The following is a 15,625-nucleotide window of genomic DNA, read 5'->3' as shown; positions in this document are numbered from 1 at the left end:
CGCCGCCGTGGCCGAGGCCCTCGCTTTCAGCCCTTCGGCCGTGTCCCAGCAACTCGCCGTCCTGGAACACGAGGCCGGTCTGCCCCTGCTGGCGCGTACCGGCCGCCGGGTCCGGCTGACGCCGGCCGGCCAGAACCTCGTCCGGCACGCGGAAGCCGTCCTGGAGCGACTGGAGCAGGCCGACGCCGAACTCGCGGAGGCGCGCCGGGGCCTGACCGGAGTCCTGCACATCGGGTCCTTCCCCACCGCCAAGCGGGCCATCGTCCCGGCGGCCCTCACCGTGCTCTCCCGGCGACACCCGGGGCTGGAGCCGAGGGTCCGCGAAACCGACCCGGCGGCGGTCGCACACGCGCTGCGCGCCGGTGACCTCGACGCGGCCCTGGTCCACGAGCACGACTTCGTCCCGGCAACCCGGGAGCCGGGCCTGGAGACGCAGCCGCTGTTCGGGGAGGCCGTGTAGCTGGCGGCCCCGGGCCTGTGGGACACCGGTCCCCGGGGTCCCCGCGACCGATTCCGCCGGGCGCGACCGCACCGGGTCGGACACCCGGGCCGGCCAGGAGGAGTCCCTGCGACGCCACGCCGAGGCACCCCGGATCACCGCCGTCGCCGGGAACCTCTGTCACGCCATGACCGTACGGGCCTGCCGGGCCGCGGGCTTCGAACCCGCGATCCGTCACCAGGTCGCGGAGTTCGCGACCGTCCTCGCCTTCGTCGCGGCCGGGCACGGGGTGGCCGTGGTCCCGCAGCTCGGTATCCCCGGCTCCGGCCACGAGGGCGTCGTCCTGTCCCGGCTGCTCATGGAACGCCGGACCATGCTCGCCTTGCGCGGCGGGGCGGCCCGCCATCCCGCCGTCGCGGCGCTGACGGTGGCGTTGCTGGAGGTCGTACCGACCGAACCGGCCGAATCCCGCGCCGCCGGGTGACACAACTCCCGCACCGGACGCCGTCCGTGTACGTTCGGTGATCCGGACAGAGCCGACAGGAGCGGGGTACGAAGTGACGCATCGCGTACGAGGGGTCATCGCGCGGAGCAAGGGCGCGCCGGTGGAGACGACCACGATCCTCGTGCCGGACCCGGGTCCCGGCGAGGCGCTGGTCACCGTGCGGGCCTGCGGGGTCTGCCACACCGACCTGCACTACCGCGAGGGCGGCATCAACGACGAGTTCCCGTTCCTCCTCGGCCACGAAGCGGCCGGGGTCGTGGAGGCGGTCGGCCCGGACGTGACCTCGGTGGCGCCCGGTGACTTCGTCATCCTCAACTGGCGTGCCGTGTGCGGCGACTGCCGCGCCTGCCGGCGCGGTCGCCCGTGGTACTGCTTCGCCACGCACAACGCGACGCAGCCCATGACCCTGGAGGACGGCACGCCCCTCTCCCCGGCCCTCGGCATCGGCGCCTTCGCCGAGAAGACCCTGGTGGCGGCCGGACAGTGCACCAAGGTCGACCCGGCCGCCTCGCCCGCCGCCGCTGGGCTGCTCGGGTGCGGGGTGATGGCCGGTCTGGGCGCCGCCCTGAACACCGGCAACGTCGGCCGGGGGGACTCCGTCGCCGTCATCGGCTGCGGGGGAGTGGGCAGCGCGGCGGTGGCGGGCGCCCGGCTGGCCGGCGCCTCCCGTGTCATCGCAGTCGACCTCGACGAGCGGAAGCTGGAGTGGGCGCGGGGCCTGGGCGCCACCCACACCGTCAACGGCCGCACCGAGGACGTGGTCGAGGCGGTCCGGGAACTGACCGGCGGCAACGGCGCGGACGTGGTCATCGAGGCCGTGGGTCGGCCCGAGACCTACCGGCAGGCCTTCTACGCCCGGGACCTCGCCGGAACCGTGGTGCTCGTCGGCGTCCCGACGCCGGAGATGCGTCTCGAACTTCCCCTCCTCGACGTCTTCGGGCGCGGCGGAAGCCTCAAGTCCTCCTGGTACGGGGACTGCCTGCCCGAGCGCGACTTCCCGGTGCTCATCGACCTCTATCTCCAGGGCCGGCTCGACCTGGACGCCTTCGTCTCCGAGACGATCCCGCTGGATGGGGTGGAAGCGGCCTTCACGCGGATGCACCGGGGCGAGGTGCTCCGCTCGGTGGTCGTTTTCTGATCTCGGGAGCACGGGTCGGGTGGGCGGTGCCCACGATCGCGCCGACGCGGGGCGGGCTCGACGACGCCGCCCAAGCCGGCCGCCCGCCGGGCGACCGGCCGGCCACCCGGTGACCGCCGGGCCGTACGGTCCGGGGGTGCCGCGTCGGGTCCGTACCTTCGCCTAGGGTGCGGGACATGACCGAACAACAGGCCCCGCGGCAGGCCCCCTTGCAGCCCATGCCCACCGATTGGCAGCGCGCCCTGGCGGTCGTCGCCCACCCCGACGACCTGGAGTACGGCTGCTCCGCCGCCATCGCCGACTGGACGGACGGCGGACGGGAGGTCGTCTACCTGCTCGCCACGCGTGGCGAAGCCGGCATCGACACCATCGCACCCGCCGAGTGCGCCCCCGTGCGCGAGGCGGAACAGCGGGCGAGCGCGGCGGTGGTCGGTGTCTCGACCGTTGAGTTCCTCGACTACCGGGACGGCGTCATCGAGTACGGACCGGACCTGCGCCGGGATATCGCCGCGGCCATTCGCCGCCACCGTCCCGAGCTCGTGATCACCCTCAACCACCGGGACACCTGGGGCGGCGCGGACGGCGGCGGCGTCTGGAACAGCCCCGACCACAAGGCCGTCGGCCGGGCCACGCTGGACGCGGCGGGTGACGCGGGCAACCGCTGGATCTTCCCCGAACTCATCACCGAGCAGGGTCTGGAACCCTGGGACGGGGTGCGCTGGGTCGCGGTGTCGGGCACCACCACGCCGACGCACGCGGCCGACGCGGGTCCCGGCCTCGAACGCTCCGTCGAGTCGCTGCTGCGACACAAGGCGTACATCGAGGTGCTGACCGACCAGGACCCCGAGGAGTACGTCCGCTCCTTCCTCACGGGCAACGCCCGGCAGGTGGCCGACCGGTTCGGCGGACGCCCGGCGGTAGCGTTCGAGCTCTTCCCCCGCTGACCGACCCGCCGCTAAACTGACGATCCGTCAGCCGAGTGGGGGTCCCGTGATCGACACCACCGGCACGGGCGTCGCGGAGGGCGAGGAGCGGATCCGCCTGGAGGTGGCGGACGAGATCGCCGTCCTCACGCTCTGCCGCCCCGACCGGCTCAACGGCTGGAGCTGGGAGTCCACCCGCCAACTGGGGCTGATGGCCGACCGCATCCGCTTCGACCCGGGCGTGCGGGTGGTCCTCCTGCGGGCCGAGGGCCGGGCGTTCTGCGCCGGGATCGACGTCAAGGCCCCGGGCGGCGCCATCACGGGGAAGACCGCCGCCGAACGGACCCGCAACTACTACGAGGGCGTCCGCTGGGCCCACGAGCGCTTCGCGGTCCTGGCCGGGCTCCCTCAGCCGGTGGTCGCCGCGGTGCAGGGCTACTGCCTGGGCTTCGGCTTCGAGCTGGCGCTGATGGCCGACATCCGGGTGGCCGCCGAGGACGCCGTCTTCGCGCTGCCGGAGGCCGGCCTCGGCGTGGCCGTGGACGCCGGGGGAGACCTGCGCATCGCCCGCGACGCGGGTGCGGGCTGGGCGAAGTACCTCGCCCTGACGGGCCGCCGCATCGACGCCGCCACCGCCGAACGCCTCGGTCTGGTCCAGCTCGTCGTACCGGGGACGGAACTCGACGCCACCGCCCGCGCGGTGGCCGGGGAGATCGCCGCCAACGCGCCCCTGGCCGTACAGGGCATCAAGCGGGCCGTCGACGCCTACGCGGACGCCGCCCTCCCGGCAGCCCTCGACCGGGTGGCGATGACGGCGGCCCTCACCCTCACCTCCCGCGACGCGGCCGAGGGGTACGGCGCGAAGGCGGCCCGCCGGCCCCCGAGGTTCACCGGAGGCTGAGCCCCCCGGCAACCCCCACGGCCCGCGGGAGCGCGTCAGCGGTCCGCGGCGGCGGGTACACCCCCGGGAGCGCCGGCGGTGGCGGCGGGAGTGCACCGCAGGGCGCGGAACTGGGCGTAGAGCCGGTCCATCAGCTCGGCGAACGAGTCGTGGCGTACGGGTCCTCGACCACTCCAGCTCGACCAGCTGTAGGCCGCCCACTCCCCGTGGGCGTCGCTGTCCCCGGGGTCGAGCAGCAGCCAGGTCTGGTCCCCCTCCGCGGATATCAGTATCGCCCGCGCCCACCGCTCGGAGTGCGCGACCTCCTCGTCGGCAGGGTCGACGTCGGCGTCGCCGACCGGCTCCCCGGACCGGTCGTCGGCGTCCTCGGCGTCCCACTCGTCCAGACAGGCTCGCACGCCGGGGCCCAGCTCGGGCAGCGGACCGACCTGTTCCGTCGATCCGAGCAGAGTGACGAACTCACCCGCCATCCGCCAACCGTCCGTGACCGCCAGGAACTGCCGGTACGACGGCGGCAACGGTCTTCCCAGCCTCGACTCCAGCGCCGTCAGCCGCTCCTCGGTCGCCGGCGCGAAGCCCAGCCACTCGGCCGTCCGCCCCGCGGGCTCCGCCGGTCGATCGGCGCCCACGACGGCGTACCGCTCGGCGCTCCAGGTCCGCAGGAAGGGTTCCCAGTCGTAGATCCTCATGCGTCCGATGCTGCCGCACACCACTGACAACGCCACCCGGCACGGCCTCGTGCTCACGCGGTGAACGGGCCGCGCCCCAACTGCTCCCGCACGGTGACGACGTCCGGGTTGACCAGGAACCGGCGTTGCCAGTTCGCGCCGTCGACCACCAGGGTGTGCCCGGTGATGAAGCGGGCGTAGGGCGAGGCCAGGAAGGTTGCCGCCCAGCCCAGTTCGCGCGGCTCCCCGACCCGCAGGGCGGGCTGCCGGGCGTCGTTCCCGCCGCCCTGCCCGTCCGTAGGAGGCTCGTACGGCCTCGACCCGGCCCCCCGCGCCCCGGCCCGGTCCAGGCCCTCGCGGATGTCGGCGCTCATGTCCTCGTGCGGGAACAGCCCGGGCACCAGACCGTTGATCCGGATGCCGTACGGGCCCCACTCGACCGCGAGCGTCTCCACCAGGTTCTTCACGCCGGCCTTCGCGGCGGCGCTGTGTGCGAAGCCGGGGCCGCCGGTCCACGCGTAGGAGGCCCCGATGCTGACCATCGCCCCGGGAGTACCCGCCGCGAGGTGTCGACGGCCGAACTCGCGGGTCGTGAACCAGGTGCCGGTCAGCGTGGTGTCCACCACCGCCCGCCAGGCGTTGGGCGACAAGTCCTCCGCCGGGCAAGGAAAGTTGGCGGCGGCGTTGTTGACCAGGACGTCCGGTGTCCGCCCGGACGCCGCGGCGGCCGCGTCGAAGGCGTCCGCGACCCGTCGCGGGTCCCGGATGTCGCAGACGGCGCTCGTCACCCGGCCCACCCCGGGCACCGCGTCCAACTCCGCACACGCCGCCGCCAGCGGCGCCGGGCGTCGCCCGGCGATCACCACGTCCGCCCCGAGCCGCGCGAACTCCAGGGCGATGGCCTTTCCCAGTCCGGTCCCGCCGCCGGTCACCAGGACCGTCTGCCCGGCGTACGTACCGGCGGGCAGGGCGGCCGCGCCGTACGGCGGCGGCGCGGGCAGCCCGCGCGGGCCCGAGGGGGGTGTGGGGGAGTCCATGGGCCCATCGATACAGTGCGGGCGCGCAGATCGCCATGCGCGGGCCGCGGCTAACTTCCCGGGTGGTAGGCCTGCTTGATCGCGCAGGTCCAGACGACCGGCCTGAGCTTGCCGGCCCCGTTCACGGCCGCCCAGCCGACCCGGCCGTCGTCCGAGACGGCGTCGGCCATGCTCGCCTTCCCCGGCGCGAGCCGAGGCAGCGCCATGACCGGGCCCGAGCCCGGCCACACCTGCGCCTGGTCGGGCAAGGTCATCTCCTCGGGGTGGAACTTGGCCGTGCCGACGCTCAGGCCGGTCGTCGGGCTGATCGCCTCGAACGTCCCGTACGGGTGCGTGCTCAAGGTGCCGGGGGAGGTGCCGGGGCCGGTGTGCGGGGGAGTCCAGACCCACGGCGTGTACTCGTGCCACGGCCCGGACCAGTCGTAGCCGACGATCCGGGTGCTGTCGTCCAGGTCCTGGACGTAGCTCTCCTCCATCGTGCCGGTGCCGGTGGGGGCCGGCAGCCGGGACGCCGTCCCGTCCGCCGGCCACAGCACCGGGTAGGTCCCCTGCATGTGCTCACCGGTCTCGGGCACCTCGTAGTCCTGTTCGGCCTGGCCGAGGATGTCGCCCGCGCGGTTGATGCCCGTGACCATTTTGATCCGGGTGCCGGGCCCGGCGTCCGCGGGGACGGGCAGCTCCCGCACCTTCCGCCCGTCCTTCCAGACGGTGCCGATCCAGCTCTTGGAGCGGGAGACGACGTACCCGGCGTCGTTGACGTCGGCCTCCCCGTCGGACCCGTCACTGTCCGGCAGTGGGGTGACGGCCGCCGCGCCCTGCCGGTACGTGAACAGGGTGGTGCCCTCGGAGCCGTGGAGGACCCCCACCATCAGGCCGTGCGCGTTGACGGCGAGTACCTTGCCGGTCTCGTCCGGGTCGCGCAGCGGGACGCGGTGGGGCGTGGTGCCGGTCCAGTAGACCGGCTTGTGGTCGGAGACCCCGACGGCGAGGTCGCCTGCACCGAGGTCCATGACGCCCTGGCCGGGCGGGACGTCGCGCGCGTAGGTGTCGTCCCCCAGCGCGCCGAGCACGAGGATCTTCGGCGTGCACGGACCGGCCGCGCCGGCCGCCGTGGCCGGCCCTGCCGGTCCGGCCACGGTGATCAGTCCCGCCAGGACGAGGGCGCCGGCGGTGCGTGTGACGCGTACGTGGTCCATCGGTGAAGCCCCCCGAGATGTGTCGTTTCCCGGGTCGTCTCCCCTGTGACACCGGTCCGTCGATGCTATCCGGATCGAACGGTTGTGCGCCGGTGAACGGTCGGACGGGGGTCGTCGGGGTGCGGGCCGCGCGGACGCGGTGGGCCCAGCCGTTCCCATACGGGCAAGCGACCGCTTAGTATGCGCTCGGAGTGTGGTTCCTCGACGGCGGCTGGAGGCCCCGGATGCAGGCATGGCGCGTACATACCCCCGGCGAGCCCCGAGAGGCCATGCGCCTGGAGGAGGTTCCCCAACCGGTACCGGGCGAGGGCGAGGTACGGCTCAAGGTACTCGCGGCGAACGTCAACTTCCCCGACGCGCTGCTCGCGCGCGGCCAGTACCAGATCCGTCCGCCGCTGCCGTTCACCCCCGGGGTGGAGATCTGCGGCGAGACCGAGGACGGCCGCCGCGTCATCGCCAACCCGAGCCTGCCGTACGGCGGCTTCGCCGAGTACGTCACCGCGCCCGCGCGCGCCCTGTTGCCGGCCCCCGACACCCTCGACGACGCCGAGGCGGCGGCCCTGCACATCGGCTACCAGACGGGATGGTTCGGCCTCCACCGCCGGGCCCGCCTGCGGTCCGGCGAGACGCTGCTCGTCCACGCCGCGGCGGGCGGGGTCGGCAGCGCCGCCGTGCAGCTCGGCAAGGCCGCCGGCGCCACCGTCATCGGCGTCGTCGGGGGCAAGGCGAAGGCCCGCACCGCCGAGGAGTTGGGCTGCGACCTCGTCATCGACCGTACCGCCGAGGACATCGTCGCCCGCGTCAAGGAATTCACCGGCGGACGCGGGGTCGACGTGGTCTACGACCCGGTCGGGGGCGACGCCTACACCGCCTCCGCCAAGTGCGTGGCCTTCGAAGGCCGGATCGTGGTCGTCGGCTTCGCCGGCGGCACCGTTCCGGCGCCCGCCCTCAACCACGCCCTCGTCAAGAACTACGCCATCCTCGGCTTGCACTGGGGCCTGTACGCGACCAAGGACCCCGCCGCGATCCTCGCCTGCCACGGGGAACTCGTCCGCCTCGCCGCCGAAGGGGCCGTCAGGCCGCTCGTCAGCGAACGCGTCCCGCTCGACGCGGCCGCCGACGCCGTACAGCGCGTGGCCGACGGCACGACCACCGGTCGGCTGGTCGTCGTGCCCTCCCTCGACGGAGGTGCCCGGTGACCACAGCGGAGGACCTGCCGGCCCGCGTCCGCGCCCTGCTGGCCGACCACCCGCCCGCCACCACCGACCGGGACGCCTTCCTGCGCGCCCGCTTCGACGCCGGACTCGCCTGGGTGCACTACCCCGAGGGCCTCGGCGGACTCGGCGCACCCCGCTCCCTGCAAGCCGTGGTGGACGCCGAACTGGAGGCCGCCGGAGCCCCCGACAACGACCCCCGGCGGATCGGCATCGGCCTCGGCATGGCCGCGCCCACGATCCTCGCCTACGGCACCGAGGAGCAAAAACACCGCTTCTTGCGCCCCTTGTGGCTCGGCGAGGAAGTCTGGTGCCAGCTGTTCAGCGAACCCGGCGCGGGCTCCGACCTCGCCGCGCTCGGCACCCGCGCCGTCCACGACGCGGCGAGCGACGAGTGGATCGTCGACGGTCAGAAGGTGTGGACCTCCAGCGCCCACACCGCCCGTTGGGCGATCCTCATCGCCCGCACCGACCCCGCCCTGCCCAAACACCAGGGCATCACCTACTTCCTCTGCGACATGCACGCGCCGGGGGTGGAGGTCCGCCCCCTGCGCCAGATCACCGGCGAGGCCGAGTTCAACGAGGTGTTCCTCACCGGCGTCCGCATCCCCGACGACCACCGGCTCGGCGCCGTCGGCCAGGGCTGGGCGGTCGCCCGCACCACCCTCATGAACGAACGCGTCTCCATCGGCGGCATGCGCATCCCCCGCGAAGGCGGCATGATCGCCCCAGTCGCCGCCACTTGGCGCGAGCGCCCCGAACTGCGCACCCACGCCCTGCACCAGCGGCTCCTGGAACTGTGGGTCGAGGCGGAAGTGGCCCGTCTCACCGGTGAACGGCTGCGCCAGCAGCTCGCCGCGGGACAACCCGGCCCCGAGGGCAGCGGCATGAAACTCACCTTCGCCCGCCTCAACCAGGAGATCAGCGGCCTGGAGGTGGAACTCCTCGCGGAAGAGGGGCTCCTCTACGAGGACTGGACCATGCGCCGTCCCGAGATCGTCGACTTCACCGGCAGGGACGCCGGATACCGCTACCTGCGCGCCAAGGGCAACAGCATCGAGGGCGGCACCAGCGAAATCCTCCTCAACATCGTCGCCGAACGCGTCCTGGGCCTGCCGCCCGAGCCGCGCGACGACAAGGACCTCGCCTGGAAGGACCTGGCCCGATGAGCGCACCCTTCGACCTGCTCTACTCCGAGACCGAGGAGGAACTGCGCTCGGCCGTACGGGCCCTGCTCACCGACCGCTGCCCGCCCGCGGCGGTCCTCGCCCGGATCGAGAGCGGCCGGCCCCACGACCCGGAGCTGTGGCACACCCTCGCCACCGGGATCGGCGCCGCCGGGCTGCTCGTCCCGGAGAAGCTCGGCGGACAGGGGGCGAGTCACCGCGAGGCCGCGGTGGTGCTGGAGGAGCTGGGCCGGGCCGTGGCGCCCGTCCCGTACCTCACGAGCGGGGTCCTGGCGACGGAGATCCTCCTCGGCTGCGACCCGTCCTCGACCGAGGTGAGCACGCTGCTGCGCGAGGTGGCCGGCGGCCGGCAGGTGTGCGTACCGGCCGTGCCGCTGACCCTGGCCCCCGGCGCACCGCTGCCCGCGCCGGTACGGGACGCGGGAGGCGGGTCGCTGAGCGGTTCCGTCGGCTTCGTCGCCGACGCCGTCGCCGCCGACGTGCTGCTCGTCCCGGCCGACACCGGGCTGTACGCCGTGCCGGCGGCGGAGGTCTCGCTCACGCCGCTGATCCCGCTGGACCTGACGCGCCCGCTCGCCGCCGTCCGCCTCGACGGAGCCGCCGGAACCCGGCTGGCCGACCCCGCCACCGCGCGCGCCGCCGTCGCCGGCGCGCTGCTCGCGGGGGCCGGGCTGCTCGCCTCCGAGCAGGTCGGCGTCGCGGAGTGGTGCCTGACCGAGACGGTGGCCCACGTCCGGACCCGCCACCAGTTCAACCGTCCCATCGGGTCGTTCCAGGCGCTCAAGCACCGCCTGGCCCGGCTCTGGCTCGACGTCGCCTCCGCCAGGGCCGCCGCCCGCGCGGCCGCCGATGCCCTCGCGACGGGCACCGCCGACGCACCGTTGACGATCGCCGTCGCCCAGGCCTACTGCTCGGGGGTCGCGGTGCGGGCCGCGGAGGAGTGCGTCCAACTCCACGGCGGCATCGGGATGACCTGGGAGCACCCGGCGCACCTGTACCTCAAGCGGGCCAAGGCCGACTCGCCGGCGCTGGGCACGGCGGGCCACCACCGCGGCCTCGTGGCAGACTTTGCCGAACTCCCGGCCCCGTAGGCCGTCCTCCCACCCCCGGGGTACTCGTGCCCCGGGGGTGACCTCGCCCGCCGGGCCGCGTTAGACCGCGTAGCACGGGCCATCGAGCGAGGAGAACGCATGTACGCAGCATCCGCCGCACCACTCACCCGTCGCACGGTCCTCCGTACGGCCTTCACCGCGGCGGTGCTCGCCGGAACGGCGGCGGCCCTGGGACCCGTACTCCGCGCCCGGCGCCCCCGCCAGACGCTCACCCCGGCCCCGCTGGTGGAGGAGTCGTACCGGGGCCGCCACATCAGCGTCGACCTCGCCGCGGCCGCCGTCCGCATCGACGGGCGGCCCCTGCACGTGATGCGCCGGGCCGACGGCAGTTACCTGAGCGGCGTCAACCACTTCGAGTCCTTCGCGACCCCGATGGAGCTGGCCCGCGCGGCCGTGGACGAACTCGGCACGACGAACCTGGCGATCGCCGCCCCCCACCACGGCTGACGGCAGGAGCCCCGCCTTGTACACCCGGCAGAACCAGAAGGACCTGACCCGCGCCCAGAAGCAGCGGTTCACGGCAGCCGTGCTCGAACTCAAGCGCAACGGCACCTACGACCAGTTCGTCCGCACCCACGGCAAGTACTTCGTGCCGGACCGCGACCGCAAGCTGCGTGTCGGGCACATGTCCCCGTCCTTCTTCCCCTGGCACCGGCGCTTCCTGTTGGAATTCGAGGGGCAACTCCGCTCCGTCGACGCCGGCGTCTCCATCCCCTACTGGGACTGGACCACGGACAACAGCCCGGCCTCGTCCCTGTGGGCCGAGGACTTCCTGGGGGGCACCGGCCGCGAGGGCGACCACCAGGTGACGACCGGCCCCTTCGCCTACGCGACGGGCAACTGGACCGTGACCGTCGGCGTGTCGGAGGCCGCCTACCTCACCCGCAACCTGGGCCGCCCGCAGAACCCGATCAAGCTTCCCACCAGGGCCGAACTCCAGTGGGCGATCGACGACCCCACCTACGACACCGCCCCGTGGGACTCCACGGCGCGCGACGGCGGCTTCCGCAACAAGCTGGAGGGCTGGGCCGCGCCCAAGAGCGAGCGCTGGCGCAACCACAACAAGGTCCACCAGTGGATCGGCGGCCACATGACGGGCGGCACGGCTCCCAACGATCCGGTGTTCTGGCTGCACCACGCCTTCGTGGACCTCGTCTGGGACCGCTGGCAGCAGAAGCACCCGGAGTCCGGCTACCTGCCCGCCGAGCCCCCGCCGGTGGGTGACCTCCAGCACGGCAGGGTGATCGCCCTCGACGAGCCGATGCCCCCGTGGAACGTCACCCCGCGCGAGATGCTCCGCCACCAGGGCCAGTACCGCTACGAGTGACCCCACCGCGCGAAAAGGGCCCCCGCCGTCCGGCGGGGGCCCTCGGTGCTTCGGTCACACGGTCCGGCGGCGGATGATCACTCGCCGTAGCCCTCGGTGTGGTGCTCGTCGCCACCCGACGCGTTGACGCAGGTGTTGCCGAAGGCCGGGTTGAGCAGGGCGATCACGTTCACGGTGTTGCCGCAGACGTTGACCGGGACGTGCACGGGGACCTGGACCAGGTTGCCCGACAGGACACCGGGGGAACCGATCGCCGCACCGTGCGCTCCGGCATCGGCGACGGCCAGACCCGCACCGGCCGCCACGGCGGTACCGGCGACAGCGGTGATGGCGAATGCCTTCGCGATACGCGACATCAAGATCTCCTCGTGACATTGGATCGCCGCAGGGCTGCGGCATTTGACATGGCGTACAACGCCGTGGCTGCCCAGGGGTCACGGCCGTTGCTCTTACCCGGTGACGGAAAAGCGCACGGACGCGAAATACGGCCGGACCGGGGTGACCGTCCCGGGCCGCAGCACCGCCACCGGGGCGCCGGCGCAGTGCGGCTCCCGGTACAGGGTCGCGGTGGTCCGGCCGTGGTTGGTGACGGCCCGGCCCCCGCCGCCCTCCGCCGCCACACAGCCCCGCGGCGCGCTCAGGCCGTGGACCTTGTCGTCCTGGCCCAGGTACTGGAAGTCGGGGCCGGTGGCCGCCGCCGTGCCCCCGGCGGTGGCGGCGCACGCCACCAGTAGGACGGGCACCACGCCGGTCCGCACGACGCGACGCAGGGTGCGGTCGATCCTCATGGCTCGCATGACCGGACCAACCCGGTCCGCACCGCGCCGGGTCACGCCTTGTCACTCTTCGGGCAGGTGTGCGACCGTGCCCGGAACACCGGATTCGGCGCCCCGGAACGGGGGAGACGCCCCCAGGAGGACACCATGAGTTCAGCGGGCGACGCCCGGCCCCGGGTCCGCACCCGGTACGGCGTGGTCGAGGGACGACGGGAAGCGGGCGGCATCCACGCCTTCCGCGGCATCCCCTACGCCGCCCCGCCCGTGGGAGCCCTCCGGTTCGCCGCGCCCCGGCCGCCGGCCGCCTGGGACGGCGTACGCGACGCGGGCGCCTTCGGGCCCACCGCTCCCAAGGTGCCCTACCCCGACCGTTACGCGGCGCTGCTCGCGGACCCGCGGATTCCGGGCGACGACTGCCTGAACCTCAACGTGTGGACCCCGGACCCCTCCCCGGGGGCCCGGCTGCCGGTCATGGTGTGGATCCACGGGGGCGCGCTCACCCGGGGGTCCTCCGCCGTGCCCGTGTACGACGGGGCGGCCTTCGCCCGGGACGGGGTCCTCCTGGTCTCGCTGAACTACCGGCTCGGCGTACTCGGCTACGGCGTCTTCCCCGACGCCCCCGCCAACCGCGGCCTGCTGGACCAGATCGCCGCCCTCACCTGGGTCCGCGACAACATCGGGGCGTTCGGCGGCGACCCCGACCGGGTCACCGTCTTCGGGGAGTCCGCCGGCGCCATCAGCGTCGGCGCCCTGCTCGCCGCGCCCCGCGCCGCCGGACTGTTCGCCCGGGCCGTGATGCAGAGCGGGCCACCCGAGGTGCTGCCCCGGGAGCGGACCCGCCCGATGGTCCGCAAGATGGCCTCCCTGCTCAAGGTGCCCGCCACCGCGAAGGCCTTCGGCGCCGTCGCCCTGCCGGACCTGCTCGCCGCCCAGGGGGCCGTGCTGCGCCGGTCCGGACCCGTCACCGGCGGTCCCGCCTTCGGCCTGGTCACCGACCCGGACTCGCTGCCGGAAGACCCGATGACCGCCGCGGCCGCCTCCGCCGTACCACTGCTCCTAGGCTGGACGGCCGAGGAGTACCGGCTCTGGCTCGCACCGACCGGGGCGATGCGGCTGCTCGACCGGATGGGCCCGCTCGCGGTGGAACTGGCCCGGGTCCGCGGCGGCAAGGACCGCGCCGCCGTACGGGCGCTGCGCGCCGCCCTGCCCGGGGCCGGACCGGCGGACCTCGCCGGGCACCTGCTCACGGACCGGCTGCTGCGTGATCCGCTGCGCCGGCTCGCCGGAGCCCGCAGGGCCGCGCCGAGCCACGTCTACGAGTTCCGCTGGCCCAGCGGGGTGCCCGGCCTGGGCGCCTGTCACGCGCTGGAGCTGGGCTTCGTCTTCGACACCCTCCACAAGCCGGAGTCGGCGTGGCTCGCGGGGCCGGACGCGCCGCAGGCCCTCGCCGACGAGATGCACGCGGCCTGGGTCCGCTTCGCCGTGGAGGGGGACCCGGGATGGGCGCCGTGGGACGGCGACGGCCCGCCGAAGGTGTTCGGCGGGCCGTCGCTGGAGGAGCGTGACGCTCAGCGGGCCGTCGGGGTCACCCCGTAGGCCGCGGGGTCCGTCATTCGACGGGCCCCTCCAGCACCTTGCTGATGAACTGGATCGGTCCTTCGCCCATGTTCGGCACGTAGGTCTTGGCGTTGTGCTCGCCGCCCGGGATGACCCTCAGGCTGGTGTGGATCGGTCCCTTGCCGTAGGTGGCGATGAACTTCTGCACGTCGGGGAGGGTCCTCTTGTTGTTCTCGTTGTCGCCGACCTGGAAGGCGAGGTAGACGTCCGGGCTGCCCTTCTTGTCGATGAGCTGTTTCGCCAGCAGCTCCGGGTTGTTCTCCGCCTTCTCCTTCTCGTGGCCCTTCCACATCAAGGAGTCGGGCACGATGTCCGGTCCCGAGCAGATGGCGGCCTTGAACTTCTCCGGGTACTTGAGCACGGCCTTGAGGCTCGCGAAGCCGCCCGTGGAGGAGCCCATGAAGGCCCAGCCGTCGCGGGACTTGATCGTGCGGAAGTTCTCCCGCATCAGGTCCGGGACGTCGTCGGTCAGCCAGGTGCCCATCTTGGGCTGACCGGGGATGTCCGAGGCGTCCCAGTACTTGTTCGACTGCTCGCCCTCAGGGTTGAGCACCGGCATGGCCAGGATGAAGGGCTTGCTCTTGCCCTCGCTGTACCACTTGCTGATGCTGGCCTGGAGCTTGAGGTCGGCGCCCATCCAGTAGTTCACCGGGAAACCGGAGCCGCCGGGCAGCGCGATCATGACCGGGAAGCCGCTCTTGGCGAACTTGGGGTCGTTGTACTCCTTCGGAGCCCAGACCCAGACCTTCCCCTTGAAGCCCGACTTCTTGCCGTCGAGCGTGGTGACGGCCACGTGGGTGCCGTCGGAGAGGGTCGACTCGTTCTTGAAGACGGCCGTCGGGTTCGTCGGCATCGACATCTTCGAGTTCGCCGCCGGCTTGGGGGCTTCGCCGGCGGCGCCGGGCTTGGCCCCGCCGAAGCTGACGGCCTGCCCCTTGTCGCTGAAGGGAGGTATGTCGAAGTGGCTCATCACCAGGGCCGCGACACCCGCGAGGGCGAGGACGGTGGTGCCCGCGATCAGCCAGCGCTTGACCTTGGACTTGCGGCGCGGGGGCTCCTCCTCGTACGGAGGCTCGCCGTACGTCTCGTACGCCCGGGTCTGGTCGTACTGATCGTCGTACTGCTGCCCCTGCCGGTCGGGCCGGTGGTACTGGGGCTGCTGCTCGTACGGGGACGGCCCGCGCTGCGGGGGCGGCTGCTGGCCGTACCCGCGCTGGTCGTAGCCCTGTGGGGTCTGCTGGTCGTAGCCCTGCGGGCCCGGCCGGCCGTACCCCTGCTGGTTGCCGTACTGCTGCGGCGGCCGCTGACCACCGCCCTGGCCCTGCTGCCCGGTGGGGCTACCACCGTACGGCCGGCCCTGCTGCTGCTGCCCGTAGGGCGGCTGTGGTGGCTGCGGTTGCTGTCCTTCCGGCCGGTACGGCGGCTGGTACTGCTGCCCGTCGGGTGAGTACGACATGTGCGGTGGCTTCTCCGGCTGGTACTGCCCCGTCGGGGCGGGGTGGGACTGCTTCCGTTCGAATGATGAACGAAACTACCTGTTGGTTCCTGACTTTGCCTTCTCTTGACCGTCCCGGGGCTATGGCAT

The 15,625-nt window shown here is 73.4% G+C and carries 17 protein-coding genes; 11 read left to right on the top strand and 6 right to left on the bottom strand.

Annotation, left to right across the window (positions count from 1 at the left end):
• The first annotated feature begins 7 nt into the window (after positions 1–7).
• The 5 genes from E6R62_RS41690 (at position 8) to E6R62_RS06380 (ending at position 3,906) form a co-directional block, all read left to right on the top strand.
• Positions 8–460 carry a LysR family transcriptional regulator gene (locus tag E6R62_RS41690; RefSeq protein WP_276615539.1) on the top strand — a complete coding sequence of 151 codons (453 nt, stop codon included), beginning with the start codon at positions 8–10 and terminating at the stop codon, positions 458–460.
• Entirely contained in the window at positions 363–923 is a 561-nt protein-coding gene (locus E6R62_RS41685; RefSeq protein ID WP_276615538.1) for a LysR substrate-binding domain-containing protein, read from the top strand. The genes E6R62_RS41690 and E6R62_RS41685 overlap by 98 nt, the downstream gene beginning before the upstream one ends.
• Positions 924–996: 73 nt before the next feature.
• On the top strand, positions 997–2,082 hold the full coding sequence (locus E6R62_RS06390) for an S-(hydroxymethyl)mycothiol dehydrogenase (RefSeq protein ID WP_136212290.1): 1,086 nt from the start codon (positions 997–999) through the stop codon (positions 2,080–2,082).
• A gap of 176 nt (positions 2,083–2,258) precedes the next feature.
• Positions 2,259–3,026 (top strand): PIG-L deacetylase family protein, encoded by a 768-nt coding sequence (locus E6R62_RS06385; RefSeq protein WP_136212288.1) that lies wholly within the window; start codon positions 2,259–2,261, stop codon positions 3,024–3,026.
• A gap of 46 nt (positions 3,027–3,072) precedes the next feature.
• Positions 3,073–3,906, top strand: coding sequence for an enoyl-CoA hydratase/isomerase family protein (locus E6R62_RS06380; protein ID WP_136212286.1), 834 nt, complete (start codon positions 3,073–3,075; stop codon positions 3,904–3,906).
• A gap of 35 nt (positions 3,907–3,941) precedes the next feature.
• Here the strand turns inward: E6R62_RS06380 and E6R62_RS06375 are convergent, their stop codons facing one another.
• From E6R62_RS06375 to E6R62_RS06365, 3 genes are read right to left on the bottom strand one after another with little or no spacing between them, the layout of a single operon-like run.
• Positions 3,942–4,595: an SMI1/KNR4 family protein gene (locus tag E6R62_RS06375; RefSeq protein ID WP_136212284.1), complete on the bottom strand. Its 654-nt coding sequence runs from the start codon at positions 4,593–4,595 to the stop codon at positions 3,942–3,944.
• Between the two features lie 53 nt (positions 4,596–4,648).
• Positions 4,649–5,611 carry an SDR family oxidoreductase gene (locus tag E6R62_RS06370; RefSeq protein ID WP_136212282.1) on the bottom strand — a complete coding sequence of 321 codons (963 nt, stop codon included), beginning with the start codon at positions 5,609–5,611 and terminating at the stop codon, positions 4,649–4,651.
• Positions 5,612–5,661: 50 nt separating this feature from the next.
• Positions 5,662–6,807 (bottom strand): hypothetical protein, encoded by a 1,146-nt coding sequence (locus tag E6R62_RS06365; protein WP_136212280.1) that lies wholly within the window; start codon positions 6,805–6,807, stop codon positions 5,662–5,664.
• Between the two features lie 224 nt (positions 6,808–7,031).
• Between E6R62_RS06365 and E6R62_RS06360 the strand changes: the two genes are divergently transcribed.
• The 5 genes from E6R62_RS06360 (at position 7,032) to E6R62_RS06340 (ending at position 11,647) form a co-directional block, all read left to right on the top strand.
• Positions 7,032–8,006: an NADPH:quinone oxidoreductase family protein gene (locus E6R62_RS06360; protein WP_136212479.1), complete on the top strand. Its 975-nt coding sequence runs from the start codon at positions 7,032–7,034 to the stop codon at positions 8,004–8,006.
• Positions 8,003–9,190, top strand: a complete 1,188-nt coding sequence (locus E6R62_RS06355) for an acyl-CoA dehydrogenase family protein (protein ID WP_136212278.1) — start codon at positions 8,003–8,005, stop codon at positions 9,188–9,190. Before E6R62_RS06360 ends, E6R62_RS06355 begins: the two co-directional genes overlap by 4 nt.
• Positions 9,187–10,299: an acyl-CoA dehydrogenase family protein gene (locus tag E6R62_RS06350; protein ID WP_136212276.1), complete on the top strand. Its 1,113-nt coding sequence runs from the start codon at positions 9,187–9,189 to the stop codon at positions 10,297–10,299. The genes E6R62_RS06355 and E6R62_RS06350 overlap by 4 nt, the downstream gene beginning before the upstream one ends.
• A 99-nt stretch (positions 10,300–10,398) precedes the next feature.
• Positions 10,399–10,767: a tyrosinase family oxidase copper chaperone gene (locus tag E6R62_RS06345; RefSeq protein ID WP_136212274.1), complete on the top strand. Its 369-nt coding sequence runs from the start codon at positions 10,399–10,401 to the stop codon at positions 10,765–10,767.
• A 16-nt stretch (positions 10,768–10,783) separates the two neighbouring features.
• Complete coding sequence (locus E6R62_RS06340; RefSeq protein WP_136212272.1) at positions 10,784–11,647, top strand: tyrosinase family protein; 864 nt, start codon at positions 10,784–10,786, stop codon at positions 11,645–11,647.
• 77 nt (positions 11,648–11,724) lie between these two features.
• Here E6R62_RS06340 and E6R62_RS06335 read toward each other — a convergent pair whose 3' ends face one another.
• Together E6R62_RS06335 and E6R62_RS06330 are read right to left on the bottom strand one after the other, a co-directional pair.
• Positions 11,725–12,003: a chaplin gene (locus E6R62_RS06335; RefSeq protein ID WP_136212270.1), complete on the bottom strand. Its 279-nt coding sequence runs from the start codon at positions 12,001–12,003 to the stop codon at positions 11,725–11,727.
• A 93-nt stretch (positions 12,004–12,096) separates the two neighbouring features.
• The gene (locus tag E6R62_RS06330; protein WP_136212268.1) at positions 12,097–12,435 is read right to left on the bottom strand and encodes a hypothetical protein; all 339 of its coding nucleotides are present in this window, start codon (positions 12,433–12,435) and stop codon (positions 12,097–12,099) included.
• Between the two features lie 135 nt (positions 12,436–12,570).
• On the opposite strand from E6R62_RS06330, the gene E6R62_RS06325 reads away from it, so the two are divergent.
• Positions 12,571–14,019, top strand: a complete 1,449-nt coding sequence (locus E6R62_RS06325; protein ID WP_136212266.1) for a carboxylesterase/lipase family protein — start codon at positions 12,571–12,573, stop codon at positions 14,017–14,019.
• Positions 14,020–14,032: 13 nt separating this feature from the next.
• Here E6R62_RS06325 and E6R62_RS06320 read toward each other — a convergent pair whose 3' ends face one another.
• Positions 14,033–15,010 (bottom strand): esterase family protein, encoded by a 978-nt coding sequence (locus E6R62_RS06320; RefSeq protein WP_168713996.1) that lies wholly within the window; start codon positions 15,008–15,010, stop codon positions 14,033–14,035.
• Between the last annotated feature and the right edge of the window lie 615 nt (positions 15,011–15,625).

The sequence above is a fragment of the Streptomyces sp. A1136 genome (assembly GCF_004795055.1).
GTDB lineage: Bacteria > Actinomycetota > Actinomycetes > Streptomycetales > Streptomycetaceae > Streptomyces.
Note: the sequence above shows the minus strand (reverse complement) of the source record. Positions and strands in the feature narration are given on the sequence as shown.